General features: G+C 41.1%; 11 protein-coding genes and 2 pseudogenes. 5 read left to right on the top strand and 8 right to left on the bottom strand.

All coding sequences use genetic code 11. The features are described from left to right. Positions 1 to 125: 125 nt before the first annotated feature. The 4 genes and pseudogenes from CIK80_RS00380 to CIK80_RS00365 form a co-directional block, all read right to left on the bottom strand. Positions 126 to 561, bottom strand: a pseudogene (locus CIK80_RS00380) (integrase core domain-containing protein); the annotation flags it as partial. A 146-nt stretch (positions 562 to 707) separates the two neighbouring features. Then, a pseudogene (locus CIK80_RS00375) lies at positions 708 to 1,712 on the bottom strand (TerC family protein). A gap of 602 nt (positions 1,713 to 2,314) precedes the next feature. Continuing rightward, on the bottom strand, positions 2,315 to 2,512 hold the full coding sequence (locus CIK80_RS15210) for a hypothetical protein (protein WP_062844534.1): 198 nt from the start codon (positions 2,510 to 2,512) through the stop codon (positions 2,315 to 2,317). A 154-nt stretch (positions 2,513 to 2,666) separates the two neighbouring features. Continuing rightward, entirely contained in the window at positions 2,667 to 3,545 is an 879-nt protein-coding gene (locus CIK80_RS00365) for a DMT family transporter (protein ID WP_095568422.1), read from the bottom strand. Between the two features lie 353 nt (positions 3,546 to 3,898). On the opposite strand from CIK80_RS00365, the gene CIK80_RS00360 reads away from it, so the two are divergent. Further along, positions 3,899 to 4,771, top strand: coding sequence for a LysR substrate-binding domain-containing protein (locus CIK80_RS00360; protein WP_095568421.1), 873 nt, complete (start codon positions 3,899 to 3,901; stop codon positions 4,769 to 4,771). 371 nt (positions 4,772 to 5,142) lie between these two features. Here the strand turns inward: CIK80_RS00360 and CIK80_RS00355 are convergent, their stop codons facing one another. Then, entirely contained in the window at positions 5,143 to 5,847 is a 705-nt protein-coding gene (locus CIK80_RS00355) for a LysR substrate-binding domain-containing protein (RefSeq protein WP_257011643.1), read from the bottom strand. Between the two features lie 314 nt (positions 5,848 to 6,161). On the opposite strand from CIK80_RS00355, the gene CIK80_RS00350 reads away from it, so the two are divergent. Beyond that, positions 6,162 to 6,731 carry a DMT family transporter gene (locus CIK80_RS00350; protein ID WP_095568419.1) on the top strand — a complete coding sequence of 190 codons (570 nt, stop codon included), beginning with the start codon at positions 6,162 to 6,164 and terminating at the stop codon, positions 6,729 to 6,731. Positions 6,732 to 7,528: 797 nt separating this feature from the next. Here the strand turns inward: CIK80_RS00350 and CIK80_RS00345 are convergent. After that, positions 7,529 to 8,935, bottom strand: a complete 1,407-nt coding sequence (locus tag CIK80_RS00345; RefSeq protein WP_095568418.1) for an esterase-like activity of phytase family protein — start codon at positions 8,933 to 8,935, stop codon at positions 7,529 to 7,531. Positions 8,936 to 9,090: 155 nt separating this feature from the next. Continuing rightward, positions 9,091 to 9,996 (bottom strand): LysR family transcriptional regulator, encoded by a 906-nt coding sequence (locus CIK80_RS00340; protein WP_095568417.1) that lies wholly within the window; start codon positions 9,994 to 9,996, stop codon positions 9,091 to 9,093. Between the two features lie 197 nt (positions 9,997 to 10,193). Between CIK80_RS00340 and CIK80_RS00335 the strand changes: the two genes are divergently transcribed. The 3 genes from CIK80_RS00335 (at position 10,194) to lldD (ending at position 14,942) form a co-directional block, all read left to right on the top strand. Next, complete coding sequence (locus tag CIK80_RS00335; protein ID WP_095568416.1) at positions 10,194 to 11,900, top strand: L-lactate permease; 1,707 nt, start codon at positions 10,194 to 10,196, stop codon at positions 11,898 to 11,900. Positions 11,901 to 11,905: 5 nt separating this feature from the next. Continuing rightward, entirely contained in the window at positions 11,906 to 13,669 is a 1,764-nt protein-coding gene (gene dld, locus CIK80_RS00330; protein WP_095569474.1) for a D-lactate dehydrogenase, read from the top strand. 130 nt (positions 13,670 to 13,799) lie between these two features. Then, positions 13,800 to 14,942, top strand: coding sequence for an FMN-dependent L-lactate dehydrogenase LldD (lldD, locus tag CIK80_RS00325; RefSeq protein WP_095568415.1), 1,143 nt, complete (start codon positions 13,800 to 13,802; stop codon positions 14,940 to 14,942). Between the two features lie 146 nt (positions 14,943 to 15,088). Here the strand turns inward: lldD and CIK80_RS00320 are convergent, their stop codons facing one another. Beyond that, positions 15,089 to 15,868 carry a transglutaminase family protein gene (locus CIK80_RS00320; RefSeq protein ID WP_095568414.1) on the bottom strand — a complete coding sequence of 260 codons (780 nt, stop codon included), beginning with the start codon at positions 15,866 to 15,868 and terminating at the stop codon, positions 15,089 to 15,091. Positions 15,869 to 16,385: the final 517 nt, after the last annotated feature.

Here is a 16,385-nt window from a genome sequence, read left to right as displayed (position 1 = left end):
TTGTAACAGTAGTTTCTATTCATCATTTTATCGATGGCCGTTGCCATATTATAATAATGAATGTATCCATGGATCTGTTGCTCTAATTACGATCCTTCCAACTATAAGATACCTATTAAATATAATTAAACTGCCTGATTTAATTTCTGTGTCAGCGTAGAGCTGCTACTATGCATATTAAGTCGTGCGTTATTGTAATGATGCAACCAATCCTTTGTTTGTTTACGGACTCGATCTAAATCCGTAAACAACTCTTGGTTTAACCAATCATAGCGTATCGTTCTTTTATAGCGCTTAACATAAGCATTTTGTTGTAGATAGCCTTAATATAATTGATCAGGATGCTTTGTTCTATCACTCAGTCTTTGAGTGTATTACTGAGGTATTCAGGTCTGTTATCACATCTTACTTGAACCGGTTTACCTCGGTATTCAATTTCAATCAGCTGATTCAGCCTACGTATGATTGAGCATGCAGTGAGAAGTCAATCCCAATGGTTAAGGCTTCACAGTTGTAATCATCAATAATATTAAATAGTCTAAAAGCACGACCATTCGTCAAAGTGTATTAGTCAACTATACCTAAGTTTTTAGTGTTAGATAAGGAGATTAAACAGGAGCTTGACGCAGTTAAACCAGTTCCTGCAGAAACTTGCAGTGCACGTTTCATACCAAGGTTTTGATAGATATGTTTAGTCCCATATTTGCTTATATCTGCGCCTGCGGATTATTTTTAGCATAACGCCATGACATCAACCCAGTAATAATGAGCACTACTGCAATAAAGCCTAAAGAGATGGCAATTGGAACATGATAAAGATCAAGTAGCAGCATTTTTATACCAATAAAGGTCATGATTACGCCTAGCCCATATGGTAAGTAGTGCATTGTGGCTGCTGCGCCTGATAACAGGAAGAACATAGCACGTAGACCTAAAATAGCGAATAAATTAGCACTCAATACAATGAATGGGTCGGTGGTAATGGCAAAAATGGCAGGAATAGAGTCAACCGCAAAAATAACATCAGAGATTTCGACTAAAATTAACACTACCAACATGGGTGTCGCTCACAATAGACCATTTTCACGCACTAAAAATTTTTCGCCTCGCAGCGTGGGCGTAATGCGCATATGTCTACGCAGCCATTTTAATAGCTTCATTTCTTCAAGGTCGACAGGTTCGTCGTGACCACCTTTTAGAAACTTATAACCGGTATAAACCAAAAACGCACCAAAGATATAAAGTACCCATGAAAACTCTTGAATTAGCCATGCGCCTGCAAGAATAAAAATAGTGCGTAAAACAATAGCGCCTATTACACCATATAATAGTATACGACGCTGCAAAGCAGGTGGGACAGCAAACGCGCCAAAAATCATGAGCCAGACAAACACGTTATCAATCGCTAGTGATTTTTCGATTAAATAACCAGTCACAAACTCCAAGGTTTTTTGGTTAGCAACTGCCGTGCCTAAATTTGTATTTAGATACCACCATAATCCGCCTGCGAATAAAGCAGATACACTGACCCAAGCAATACTCCATAGCGCAGCCAATTTAATAGATACAGGTTGATGCTCATTTTGTACTGCGTTTACGTCGGAATTCTCTAGCGGATCTTTATGCTTAAAGCCCAAAAAGTCGATCAGTAGCATGACTGCGACTATTGCAAAAAAAATGGCATATAGCCAAGGTGTGCCGATGGTTTCCACAATATTCCTTAAGTATAGACAACTGGGGTCAATATTCTGTTCAGATTCTTATTAAAATATTACCTTAAAAATACTGTTTTTACATATTACTTTCAGTCATATAAATTGACCCAAACGTTCAATTTAACCTCTACATGTCAAAGTAGGTCGACGAAAATACCTAAGATTATTTTATCCTACATATACTGACTTCATTGACCTTATGTATTATCTCTATTACTTAATTTCCGCATAATATAAGGAGGTTAATGGCTTTATCTCTGCACATCTCTGAGGAAAATATGAAGCATATGATTTATATTCATGAGCATTCAAACAGGACTGAGTGGTAATGCTCGGACAAAAAACTATTGCCACTCGTCAATCGTGTACAAATACTATAAGGACGTTTATTAGGAAAACTGCTCACGCTAGGATTTGATCTGAATGTCGAGACACGGTTAGATACAGTGACTCTAGAGATTATTAAAACCTCTTAGATTGAAGGTGAGACTCTAAATAACGAGCAAGTGCGTCCCTCAGTTGTGCAGTATTTAGGGTTAGATAACGCCAGCATGTCAGCATACTTTTTAGACCACCATCGGGTTTTTTTATAAGTAATGCTAAGTTGACCGTAACTTATATTGCCTAATTAACCACTGAATCAAGGTAGCTAACGTTAATGCTGCTAACAGTGCACAGATAGCCAATAGATCAATACGGATAGGGGCGATCATATCCTCTGTTAATCGCTGGCTAATAAAGTAATAAGGTATAGACAGTAACCATATTCCTAAGGTAACCATTTGTAGTTTAGTCATATGCTTAACCCTCTATTAAAATTATGGTAGTGTATCAAAAATACTCTGAGGGATGAAAAGAGTAGTAACAGCCAAAGGTTCAAGCCCTCACTAGCGAACCGAACCAGTGAAAGCACCTGATTGGTTCGCCTTAGATATACCTAAAAAATATAACTTAAACTGGAGCCCTTTTTTCATTTTGGATCAATAGAACGCCACCAAGAATCAATATTAAAGCTACGATCTCTAGACTGGTAATATCCTCTCCAATTATGACACCAATAATAACAGCAACGATTGGCGCAATATAAGTAGCACCAGCAGCCTTCACAGAACCTAATTTTTCAATAATAAAATAATAGATGAGATAAGCTGCACCTGTTCCTAATACGCCAAGTCCAAGTACTGTTCCCCACATTGCCTTCGTGTTTGTTGCTATCTTAGTAATACCCTCAAAATCAATCAGTACTGACAGCGTTATAACGGCTATACCCGTCTGCCAAGTTGCCAACGCAAGTGGTGGTAGTTTCAAAGGAGATAAAAAACGACGTGCATATACAAATGATGCACCGACGCTCAGAGATCCTGCTAACATCCATAATACGCCTATGAGAGAAGCACCCATTGCCCCTTGCCAAGGTCGGGCGCTTAATGCAATACCAGCAAACCCTAACAAAACGCCTAGAGCCATTTGCTTAGTTGGTCGCTCTTCAGGCAAGAATAACGCAGCACCTAAAAAAGTAAAAATGGGAATTGAACCGCTCAATAATCCTGCAATACTACTGGGTAATAGCGCAGTGCCTGCAACAAACCCATAGTAATAAAAAGAAGTTGCGAGCACTGACATCACTATAAAGTGTGGTATATGAGGCAACTGTTTACGAGTAATGACCTTACTACGCCATGCGATTAGTGCTAATGGCAAGAAACCAAATAGTACTCGTAAAAATACAGTTTGAGCGGGCGAAATTAAGTCTGTAGCCCATTTCATAAAAATGAAATTTGACCCCCAAATCACACCCAGTAAAATGAGCGCTGTATATACTCTAAACATAAAAGCCACCTTAAAAACTCGAAAGCCATCTAAGTAGCTAGACGGCGATTTGCCTCGCTTGTGAGGTAGAACAAACTCCCATCAATAGGTATCTACTTGATAAGCGTAGAGCCAATGAAATCTATGCTTTATATAACTTATAGATGAGAGTATGGCTTTATGACAGATTAAAGAAGTTTAAGAGCTGAAGTAGGCTTTCTGTTTGATCTACTGCTGTAAAAGGAATGAGTTTTTCTACAGTCACTCTCTACTTCATTAGCTATCATTTATTCATTATAGCCAGTGAGTGTAAATAACTTGCATGATATTAAAAGGTGTTAGACTGTAGATAATCTATTGTTTGGAAGGGTGTTATGCCAAATCATCGTTCTCTGCCGCCGCTAAATGCCTTACGTGCATTTGAAGCTGCTGGTCGCAAGCTAAGTTTCCGTGCAGCCGCTGATGAGCTTTTTGTGACCCAAGGGGCAGTTGCTCAGCAAGTTCGCATATTAGAAGAATATATTGGTTTTTCTTTATTTCAGAGGCTACCCAGAGGCGTTGCACTTACCAGTAAAGGAAGCGTATATTTTGCAGAAATCACACAGGCTCTTGACACTATAAATAAGGCAACAGTACAACTACTTAAGGAGCCTGAAACTGTTACTATTAGCGTGACACCTGCTTTTGCAACTAAAATCTTGTTGCCTCAACTATCTGTCTTAACGGCCGCAGTGCCTGATATTGATTTGCGCACGGTAGCGACCGAATCCATTGCAGACTTTGATCGTGATCAAGTAGATATTGCTGTGCGTCTCACTGATCCACCATTCCCTACATCGTTTGAGACGCGGCTACTGTTTAAACAAAAACTTGTGCCAGTTGCCAGCCCTCATCTTATCGGTGACAGAACACTTCCTATATCACTTAAGTACTTGCGTGATATGCCATTGCTGCACGACTCGCACAATCATTGGCCACGCTTCTTTGGGATTACAGGTAAATTACCGGGTGCAGTATTTAATCAAACTGCGCTCGCTTTAGATGCTGCTTTGGCTGGTCAGGGAGTTGCGATTGCTTGTCAGGCTTTTGTACAAGCGGACTTATCTGCGGGTCGATTGATTCAAGTTAGTGAGTCGGATTTAATCGTAGAACCAGATTATTATCTTGTCCGAAAACGAATGACTGCATCTAGGAAGAATGTGGATGCAGTATGGAATTGGTGTATTGAAAACTTAGTAACTGCTTAAATCCCTTAGCCCTACTTAAAACTAAAATTACTATGAGCTATGCTTACTATCCTATAGGAACCAACTTGGGATATTTCAATCAAACAGCTTAATGATAATTAACCATGCTACCGACTTCGCAGCCATTAGAGTTATATTTAACATTAGTAGTTTGATGCTTGTATAGGGAACGATCTATATTGAATCAGTTCAGCAATTACCAGCTCATTAAATTTGCTCAGTAAGATATACATCCATTGAGCTATCAATGTCGGTATTTGCAGGTTTGACAGCATAGGTCAAAAAGCGCTATACACATATTAAAGGTTAGTTGGCTAGCATTGATAATAGGTATATGTGGTTGGACTGAGTTGTTGTTCTAAACGTTTCTGCTAACTTTTTTCGTTAAGCTCTGAATTAAGCACACTAATAATTAATTGCCTCAGCCAGTTATGCGCCGCATCGCCCTCACGGCGTTGATGCCATAGCAATTTAAAATCGAATGATTCAATTGGAAAAGGCGGTTCGAATATTTGAACCTGTGAGTTGCTATCAGTCATATCGAAGCTACGCCGCGCAGCTGTCAAGATGAGGTCTGTACCGGCCACTAATTGATTGGCAATTCCCCAGTGCGGCAGAGTCATTACAACATGACGACTTAATCCTGTGCCACTAAGTGCACGTTCAACCTCATTGTTGGCACCTGACTGCATGGCTACGAGGATATGCGGTCGAGCCAACCAACTACTCTTGTCGAGAGTACCACTCTTTGGCAAAGTGTTTTTGTCTGCTAAACAAGCAAAAGACTCAACAAACAGGGTGTACATACGAAGCGCTTCTGGCACTTTATCTGGAAAGACACCGAAAGCCATGTCAGTTTCACCATCGAACACATCCGCCATCATCGCTTCTCGACTTCCTTGACTCACCTCAAGCTCAATACCAGGCGCAAGCACTCTTAATGAGCGCACCAAACTCGGCATAAATATACGCGCGCCATAGTCAGACATAGCCAGACGAAATACTCGCTTCGCACTGAGAGGATTGAATTCTGGGGTATCAATCAACGCACCAAGCTGCTCTAAGACATCAGTCAAGGGCAGAATTAACTCGCTCGCTCGCGAAGTCAGTTCCAACTTTCCCGAACGTCGAACCAATAGAGGATCATCAAATATGGTACGTAAATGAGCTAGTGCATGGCTAACTGCCGGCTGACTTTTATGTAACCGGAGAGCAGCTCGTGATACGTGCTTTTCAATTAATAATGCGTGCAACGTCACGAGTAAATTAAGGTCGATACGTCTTAAATTATTCATATGACGAATAGTGAAGTAAAAAAACAATAATTTCAATTCAAATTTTTAATATGAAATAATTATTCCAGAAAATTAAATACATCTGGAGCAAACTTATGAATCTCTCACTGACTGGCATCTCTTTTGCCATTATCGCCCTAGTTGCCGGCGCTTTAGTCCCTCTCCAAGCTGCAAGTAATGCTGAACTAGGCCGTGCTCTTGGACATCCTCTTTGGGCGACAGTAGTGTCGCTACTAGTGAGTGTGCTTATAGCAATACCTGTCATTCTCGCTATGCGTGTCCCTGCGCCAATATTGAATCAAATTGGACAATTACCGATGTGGGTGTGGCTTGGTGGTATAGCTGGCGTCATTTATATTACATCCGCATTAATTTTAGTTCCTCGTTTAGGAGCAACTCGCTTTATCGTGTGCGTGATAGCGGGGCAAATGCTTATTTCATTAATATTAGATCAATACGGTTTTATGAATTTACCGGTGAAAGAAATAAATGCTGGCCGTTTAGTAGGTGTTACTTTCGTTCTACTAGGCATGATTATGGTGCTGTGGCTCACTCCTTCATCTCCCAATCTAGGCGATGTTAAAGCAAGCATGACTGGCAATTTAAATGCCATAGAAAGTACGCCGACAAGCAATGCTAAGCATGTGTCTCATTTTGAAAGTTAGTGATGCCTGTTTCAATGCATAAGCAATAGGGATTAAGTGCTATTTAGTGATCTTATCGAGCTTGTTTTTGAAATTTGAAAAAAGCTATTAGCCAGTTAGTAAGTGTATAGAAAGATTTGGATTGTAGTTTAGATTGAGATAGGACCACCTATATTCTAAATGTATAGCAATGTAGATGGCAAAAAACTGACGTAAGAGAGAGTAGGTCTATAGCGACTTCAATATATAAAATACTTATATCTAAATCGTGGATTAAATAGCCCGTAAATAAATATCATTGTGAAAAAAAACCACGTGATTATAGTAAAAAACTTTATGAATCCATTACCACACAGTCCGAAAATAAGATTTATGTAATGTATGGTTTTGAACACTTTAGAGGAACTTATCAGCTTTTAAAAGCAGAGGATCCACGTTGGCAAATTATGTCGGTTAAATGGATGCGTACGATTGATGGACCACAAGAGTATCAAGGAAATTTAAGTCTTTGAATGAAATATAAGACTGACAACAAAATACCAAGACAATGTAAATATTAGTCATAAAACTTACAGTTTAATGGCTATGTAGCGAGCCAAGTAATCTAAAAGAAGTCAATGCACGTAAAGACACATTATTTGGTTATCTACGGTCATCAATTGAAAATTTGGTAATCTATTTATTTTTGTCTACTATACTTTGTAAGCCCGGCTGAGACCATCCGGAAGCTGATTTTTAGCCACTGAGAGACCAACGTAATTAGCGGCTATCTTTTCGACCGTTTTAACTTTAAAATCGGTCTTATATATAGCGATTTTCTATTCACATTGTTTAGGTTCGATAATATAAAGCCTATTGGTATCTTCGATTGTTTTATTAATATCTAAATATTTTTGTTCTATATTTTCATCTTCATCAGTGATGCCAAAATCATCATCATTTAAGAGTCCAATAGACCCATCCTCTCTCAACCAAATGCCTTCAAGCTTATCATGCGGATAATCAATCTCTGACATTACATCGACGGCTAACTGCTTTTCCACAGGTAGAATTGCAAGCTCAAATAAACGCTCCCATCCCAAATTTTTTGAGGCAACAATCTGTTCAAGGGTTTTGCCATCAATAAGTAATCCCAAATCCTCATCCTGTACTAAGTCGAATTCGCGGTAAGGGTTATCGGTTATGCTGGAATCACCATTAGCTTTTACAATGCTCTCAATATCAGTAGCCTGTGAGACATCTATTTTGTAAATATGTTTTTGAGGATGTCCAGTCTGTAATGGGAATTTCCTGTCATGTTCGATCACATAAAACTCATGATTATTTATAGCGACAATACCGGATGTAAATTGCTGTGCATTGTTTAATCGGTATAAGTATTGAGAAATCTGTCCCGTTTTGAGATTAATGGTCACTATTCGGGTGAGATCACATGATGCATCAGACCCTGAAGGGTTATTCAAAGAGGCTTCAATCATGGCAACCAAAGTTGTTTGATCTGGAGTAATGGTCAAAGATTCCATACCTTTATTTGCATTACGTTTGCACAGCTCATAGGGTAGTAGAAGGATTTTACCGTTCACGATGACATTATTACGCTTATCATTATTAAAAGTGTTGATTCGCTCAATCTCTACACCTTCAGCATTAAAATGCACAATGTGCGGACCATATTCATCACTAACCCAAAAGCTACCATCCATCAAAGCGACTAAGCCTTCAGGGTCAAGGCCCCATACATCTGTTTTAATTGGATTGATTACTACATCAAATGGTCGTGTAGAATCACAAGTTATTAGTTGACCATTGATATCATAGGGCACTTCATTTGTGCCCCCTAATGCCTTGGGATTTGGCAGTCCACTTATTGGGTTTTTCGAGGTATCTTTTAGTAGGATTTCTTTTATTTTGATAATAGTGCCATCACTTTGGATCTCAAAAAGCCCAATACGGGGTGTGTAATCTGCTATTAAAAATTTCTTACCTGCACCTTCTGAGCCTTCAAAGTCCGCATTAGGGCCTCTATCAGTTAGAGCGTAAAACTGATTGGGGTTAGTAGGATGGGATGCTAAATCCGATCCAAACCCTCCATTACGCACTTCAACAACTTTGTCAGAGTTGTTTGTACTACCTTGTAAGCTCAGTATGGTCTTATGAGGTAGTGCGCCCCCTTGAATTATCTTTTTGGGTGGCATCATAGAATTGTTTTCATGCTTGTTGCTCATATTAAGAAACTCACTGTTGGTATGTGTGATTATATTCAATGTTGATGACACGCCCTATATATAAAACAAGTAACCTCTATAGCGCGAATAATAAGAACCTCTTATTAGCTTTTCGATTCCATTCATCTTATATACATCAAAAATAGGCTTATTACTTAACAGTAGTAAGCCTGTTTTTGATGTAATGATTCTCGCAAATGGGCAACGAGCAGTTTTAATTTTTGATCTGGTTGCTTTGCCTTAGGGTAAACAGCGTACATCCCCATTCTTTTTCGGGTAAAACGTTGCAAAATTTGCGTGAGCGTATTTTGCTGAAGCTCATTATAAACAAGTGCTTGTGGTAAAAATGCAATGCCTAAATCGCTAAGAGTGGCTTGTTTAATTGCACTAAGATGATTGCTATGAAACCGACCATGTACAGAGAGTAGTTGTTCTGTGCCGTCTATATATAGTGGCCATATGTCGTTAGAAGTGTTATCAAACTTATAGATCAAGCACTCATGGTTTTGTAATTGTTCAGGCGTTTGAGGAGTGCCATGCTGCTTTAAGTAGTTTGATGTCGCACATATGACCCATTGGCTATCTATAAGGCGTCTTGCAATGAGTGATGAGTCTTCAAGTTTGGCAGTTCTTATCGCAAGATCATAGCCTTCTTCAATTAAATCAACGATCCGATTGGTAATTTGTAATTCCACCGATATTTCAGGATGGATTTTACAAAATTCGGCAATTGACGCGCTCAATATCAAATTAGCGGACACCACAGGCACAGTAATACGTATATGGCCTTTCATATTATCACCATAACCGTTTACCGCGTTTTCTGCTTCTTGAAAGGCAAATTTAGCTATTTTAGCTTTGTTATACAGTGTTCTTCCGGCATCGGTTAGGCTGAGCTTTCGAGTGGTTCTGTACAAAAGCTGTGCATTTAAGTTTTCCTCCAGCCGTGCAATACGTTTGCTGACCACAGAATTGGTTAGTGCCAGTTTTTCAGCAACCTTAGAAAATGAGCCTTCATCAACGACCAGAACGAATAGAATTATATCGTCAGCTTTAGCCATATCTGTTCTCTAATTGGTGCAATGTGTTTCATATTATAGCAAAAAAGGAAAATAACATTGTCTTTTGATGCCATTTATCTCTTCATTAGCAAAGAGTAGAGTGTGTTAGTCCTATATTAAGTGCGATTGAATCATAACGATAAGCGCTTAAGGAATTTTGTACAAGGAAGCACACACAATACAAAGGAGTTGTGATTTTGAATCAAACAATATATGGGCTACTGGCATTATTACCCATTGTACTGAGCGGTATCTTGCTTATTGGCTTGCAATGGTCAGCAAAAAGGACGATGCCGATCGTCTTAGCCGTGACTGCTGCTATTGCCCTTTTTATCTGGGATATGACATTCAACCGCGTGTTCTCTTCCATTCTTGAGGGGAGCGTGATTACCGTATCGGTATTATGGATCGTCTTTGGTGCTATTTTTTTACTGAATACGCTAAAACATACAGGCGCTATCGCCGTTATTCGTGCTGGGTTCATAAACGTATCGCCCGATCGGCGCGTTCAGGCGATTATCATTGCATGGTGTTTTGGTACTTTTCTTGAAGGCGCATCTGGCTTTGGGACACCAGCCGCGATTGCCGCACCTTTGATGATGGCTATTGGCTTTCCGGCACTGGGTGCTGTTTTAATGGGTATGATGATACAAAGTACGCCCGTATCGTTTGGTGCGGTCGGTACCCCTATCGTCATTGGTGTCAATAAAGGGTTGGATACAACTGCCATTAGTGTGCAACTGGCACAACAAGGCTTGGCGTGGGAGGATTTTCTACAATTAATCACCAGCCAAGTTGCTATGATTCATGGTGTGATTGGGACATTTATGCCCCTGCTTATGGTGATGATGCTCACGCGCTTTTTTGGCAAAAACAAAAGCTGGAAAGAAGGTCTTGCGATTTGGCCATTTGCCATATTTGCGGGTTTGGCCTTTACGATTCCTTATACATTAACTGGTGTTTTTTTAGGACCCGAATTTCCAGCCCTAATCGGTGGGTTGGTCAGTATCGCGATTGTGATTAACGCGGCGAAAAGAGGGTTTTTGGTACCAAAAACAACATGGGACTTTGAACCGCAAAAAAACTGGCCAAGCGAGTGGATGGGTAAATTGGTCATCAGTAAGGAAGATATTGCTGTCCCGTTGGAAAATAAAACAATGTCCGCTGTTATGGCATGGTTTCCTTATTTGCTGGTGGCGCTGCTGCTGGTTTGTTCAAGAGTGTTTGTTGAGTTTAAAACCTTACTCACCAGTGCGACGTTAGACTTTACCTCTATTTTAGGTGAGTCTGATATAAGTGCCAGCTTTAGCCCCTTATACTTGCCTGGTGGATTATTATTGATCAGTGCATTGGTTGCTGCTTTTGCGCAAACCAACAAGCCAACCAAAGCCTTGAGCGATGCTTTTGGGGAATCCAGTAAAACTGTCTTGAGTGCAGGGTTTGTGCTAATTTTTACCATTCCTATGGTCAGAATCTTTATCAACTCTGGCGTCAATCTAACAGATGTAGCCAGTATGCCAGTCGCTAGTGCTGAGCTGTTTGCGGGTACGTTTGGCAATGCTTTTCCCTTAGTAAGTGCAACCATTGGTGCCTTAGGTGCCTTTATCGCAGGCTCTAATACCGTATCTAATATGATGTTCAGTCAGTTCCAATATGAAGCTGCCATGAGCTTACATATTTCACCTTCTCTAATCATCGCAGCTCAAGCGGTTGGTGCAGCCGCTGGTAATATGATTGCTATACATAATGTAGTGGCTGCATCAGCAACAGTGGGTTTGCTTGGTATGGAGGGCGCCACACTTAGGCGTACTATTTTACCCACTCTATATTATGTGTTGTTTTGTGGAATAATCGTCATGGCCGCCATTTATATTTTTGGTTTTCAAGGGCCTTTGGCCTCATGAGTGACATGCAATTACAGTACAAGGAGCGTCATATTTCTTCATTAAATAAAGATTCTCAAGACCTACTCAGTCCTGAGCACGTGTTAGATAAACTAACCAGCTTATTAGGAGCCAGTAATATACAGGCAGACCCAGAGAAAAACGAGCACTATAGAATGGGGTGGCGTTCTGGTGGCGGCAACGCCTTGGCGGTTTTATTCCCGCAAACGTTATTAGATATTTGGCGTAGCTTAGAAGTGTGCGTTAAAGGCGACTGCATCATTATTATGCAAGCAGCAAAAACAGGCCTGACTGAAGGCTCAACACCCAGTGGTAATGACTATGATAGACCAGTTGTTGTTATCAATACGCTTGCAATGAACCAGTTGTATCTTGTGAATGATAATGAGCAAGTGATTAGCTTACCTGGGGCTACATTGCATCAGTTGCAAAGCCAACTGAATGCCGTAAATAGAGCGCCGCATTCAGTCATTGGTTCCTCGACATTGGGTGCATCTATTATTGGTGGTATATCTAATAATTCAGGTGGTGCTCTTGTTAAAAGAGGTCCTGCTTATACTGAGCTGGCACTGTTTGCCCAAATAAACGAACACGGTCAGCTGGTACTAGTCAATCACCTAGATGTAGAGTTAGGAAATACCCCTGAAGAAATACTCACTAACTTACAAATAGGTAATTTTGATAAAAGAGAATTACCTGACACTGGCAAGCTGGCATCGGATAAAGAGTATATCGCCAGAGTGACAGACGTTGAGGCAAGCACGCCCAGTCGTTTTAATGCTGACAAGCGAAGACTGTATGAAGCAAGTGGTTGTGCAGGCAAGCTTGCTGTATTTGCAGTACGCCTTGATACTTACCCAACCGCTGCGAAAGAGAAAACCTTCTATATAGGCAGTAACAGTGTGGGTGAGCTTGCACAGTTGCGACGACAGATATTATCAAGCTTCAAAAATATTCCTGAAGTGGGGGAATATATGCACCGTGATATATTTGATGTATCCGCTAAATACGGTAAAGATACGTTCTTAAGTATTAAACATCTCGGCACAGATGCCTTGCCCAGACTGTTTTCTATCAAAGGTGCTATTGACGCAAAATTCCATAAGTGGTCGTGGATGCCCAAGCATTTCACCGATAAAGTCATGCAGGTCATCGCTAATCTATTTCCAAAGCATTTGCCCAAGCGCATGATGGAATATCGGGATAAGTACGAGCATCATCTCATCGTAAAAATGAGTGATGACGGTATAAAAGAGGCACAAGATTTCTTGAAATCTTTTTTTGAAACTTCGGAAACGGGTACTTATTTTGAATGCAATAAAGAAGAGTCAGAAAGCGCTTTTTTAAATCGTTTTGCAGCAGCAGGCGCTGCATTACGGTATGAAGTCATACATGAAAAAGAGGTGGGTGAGATATTAGCGCTTGATATCGCCATCCCACGTAATGAATTAAACTGGCTGGAAACCCTACCTAAAGAAATAGCACAACATCTAGAAAAAAAGCTCTATTACGGACATTTCTTTTGTTATGTGTTTCATCAAGACTACATCTTGAAAAAGGGTAGTGATGCTCACAAGGTCAAAAAAATGATGTTAGAGCTGTTGAATAAACGCGGCGCAAAATATCCTGCTGAACATAATGTCGGGCACTTATACGAAGCGGAACCTGATTTACAGAACTTTTATAAAAGCCTAGACCCAACGAATACGTTTAATCCTGGCATTGGTAAAATGCCAAAAACTAAACGCAACTGCTCGTGCTGTGTGTAGTAGCGAGTGCGGGCTGAGCTTGCTGCTTCAAAAATAAGTCAGTTGTATCCCTCGATTATTACTGAGTTATGCACAAGTAGATGTCCGAAAATATTACCTAATTATCTAACAGAATAAAAAGGGCAAACGTATGATTATTTCATCTGCAAATGACTACAGAGCCGCTGCCAAGCGCCGACTACCTCCATTTTTGTTTCATTATATAGATGGCGGTGCTTATGATGAATATACCTTAAAACGTAATGTTGAAGATTTATCACAAATTGCCCTTAGGCAACGTGTACTCAATGATATGTCAAAACTGAGCTTAGAGACGCAGTTGTTTAATGAAACCCTGTCTATGCCTGTCGCGTTGTCACCCGTCGGTCTGACGGGCATGTATGCCCGCCGCGGAGAAGTACAGGCCGCTATGGCAGCCGATCAAAAAGGCATTCCGTTTACAATGTCGACGGTTTCGGTGTGTCCAATTGAAGAAGTGGCACCCAAGATCAACCGTCCGATGTGGTTTCAGCTTTATGTATTGAAGGATAGAGGCTTTATGAAAAATGCCTTGGAGCGTGCTAAGGCGGCAGGGTGTTCGACTCTGGTCTTTACGGTAGATATGCCAGTACCAGGCGCACGCTACCGCGATGCGCACTCTGGTATGAGTGGTAAAAATGCCGCTATGCGACGTTACTTACAGTCTGTGACGCATCCACAATGGGCGTGGGACGTAGGACTGAATGGCCGTCCGCATGATTTAGGTAATATTTCTACTTATTTAGGTAAGCCTACAGGGCTAGAGGACTATATAGGCTGGTTGGGTAACAATTTTGATCCTTCTATCTCTTGGAAAGATTTGGATTGGATTCGTGAATACTGGGATGGGCCTATGGTCATCAAAGGTATTTTGGACCCAGAAGATGCCAAAGACGCGGTGCGTTTTGGAGCAGATGGCATAGTCGTGTCTAATCATGGTGGACGACAGTTAGATGGTGTTTTATCAAGCGCGCGTGCTCTATCTCCTATTGCCGATGCGGTGAAAGGAGAGATTAAAATTTTAGCAGACTCTGGCATACGCAATGGCTTAGACATTGTGCGCATGTTAGCTTTAGGGGCTGATGTTTGTATGCTAGGACGTGCATTTATATATGCTTTAGCTGCAGGTGGCGGTGCAGGGGTAAGCAATTTGCTAGAGCTGATGGATAAAGAGATGCGTGTCGCGATGACTTTAACTGGCGCCAAAACGGTTGCTGATATTAATTCTGACTGTTTGGCAAAACTGAATCATTAAACTGAGTCTATTAAAATTATAAGTATAAGTGATGATGAGCGATTATTTATAGAAAGCAGTGCAGATCAGAATAAAAGTTCCGAATTGTATACGCACTTAAATAAAGATCATAAAGTAATTTCATCTAAACATTATATTAAACGAGGCTAAGCTTGTCTGGTCACGGATACCGATTGGTTGACCAATTCCATAGATCCGAACGCAGTTAAGAACGCGACGCTAGACGCGTCGGATCCAACACCAATGCGAGCCATCGTGTCGGCATCTGCCATGCCAGTGGGATCAATGAGGTGCCAGCTCCCCCCGATATAGACTTCGGCCACGGCATGAAAGTCCTGTGGCGTCACATCGGGCGCATAAACGCTCACGAACCTAGCCGGTATCGACGACGCGCGCGCTAGTGCTACAAGAACATGCGCGAAGTCGCGGCATACGCCCTGACGTTGAACAAAACTGTCAAGCGCGGTAGTTTGAGCGTGGCTCGATCCGGGCACATAGCTAAACGCTGACTCGATCCAATCGCGCATTGCGGTAATCCGTGCGCCGCCAGCAAGATCGCCAAACTCGGCGTCCACGAAGGCTTGGAACTGGTCTGACGGGCAATAGCGAGACGGCATCAAATGCTTGATTGTCTCTCCGGGCAAAAGATGGAGGGGCACTTGGGGCAGTGTCGATATATCCAAGGCAGGACGGTCAACGGCAATTTCTGCGATGTAAGTGCAGCTAAAATCCCCGTCGGCGCGGATCCAAGTCCGCTCTCCTATGCCATCATCGGCGACGACCCGTGAAAAATGCGCAACGTCTGATGTCCAAATCTCGGCCGAACGCACCCGTTGATCCGCAAGATCGGCAGCTTCGATTTGAAGCAAAAGATCCATCGGGGCGGGGAGCCGATAATGGAGTTTGACGTTAAGTTTCAGGATCATGTTCGAGCTCCTTAAGGGTATTGATTTGGCGGGCTAACGAGCGCGTGGGAGTTTCTGATCGGTGCAAGGCGAATCCTAAGCCGATCAGGATCAAAGACTGGTTCATCTGAGTCAGTCAGAAATGCCTTACAGGCTTAGATTATTATAATACCGCTTTTTAAACTCAAAGGGTGACAAGGGTTCCCATTTCAACATCTTTCACCCCATGCCTCTGCTTTTTTAGGTAGCTCAATCATCGCATTTAGAAATGGAATATTTTACTTTGAACTCATGTTTTATGCTTTCAAGTAATCAGTATTATAAAAGAATACCCCAAGGGGTCCAGCTATTTTACCCTTCAAAAACGTTATTGTTAATAATTTATTAAAAGCTCTTAAAAGTTAACAAAAACGTCTTAGTAGGTATATATATTAATATGAGAATTCGTTTAAAGTGACGGTTAGGTTGCAATATTTAACACCATAATCAATGGTTTGTCTTAGCGCTACTATTTATCTTAACCTTATTAAGGATATTA

The sequence above is a fragment of the Psychrobacter sp. JB193 genome (assembly GCF_002285555.1).
GTDB lineage: Bacteria > Pseudomonadota > Gammaproteobacteria > Pseudomonadales > Moraxellaceae > Psychrobacter > Psychrobacter alimentarius.
The sequence above is the reverse complement of the archived record's forward strand: the minus strand, read 5'-3'. Positions and strand labels throughout refer to the sequence as shown.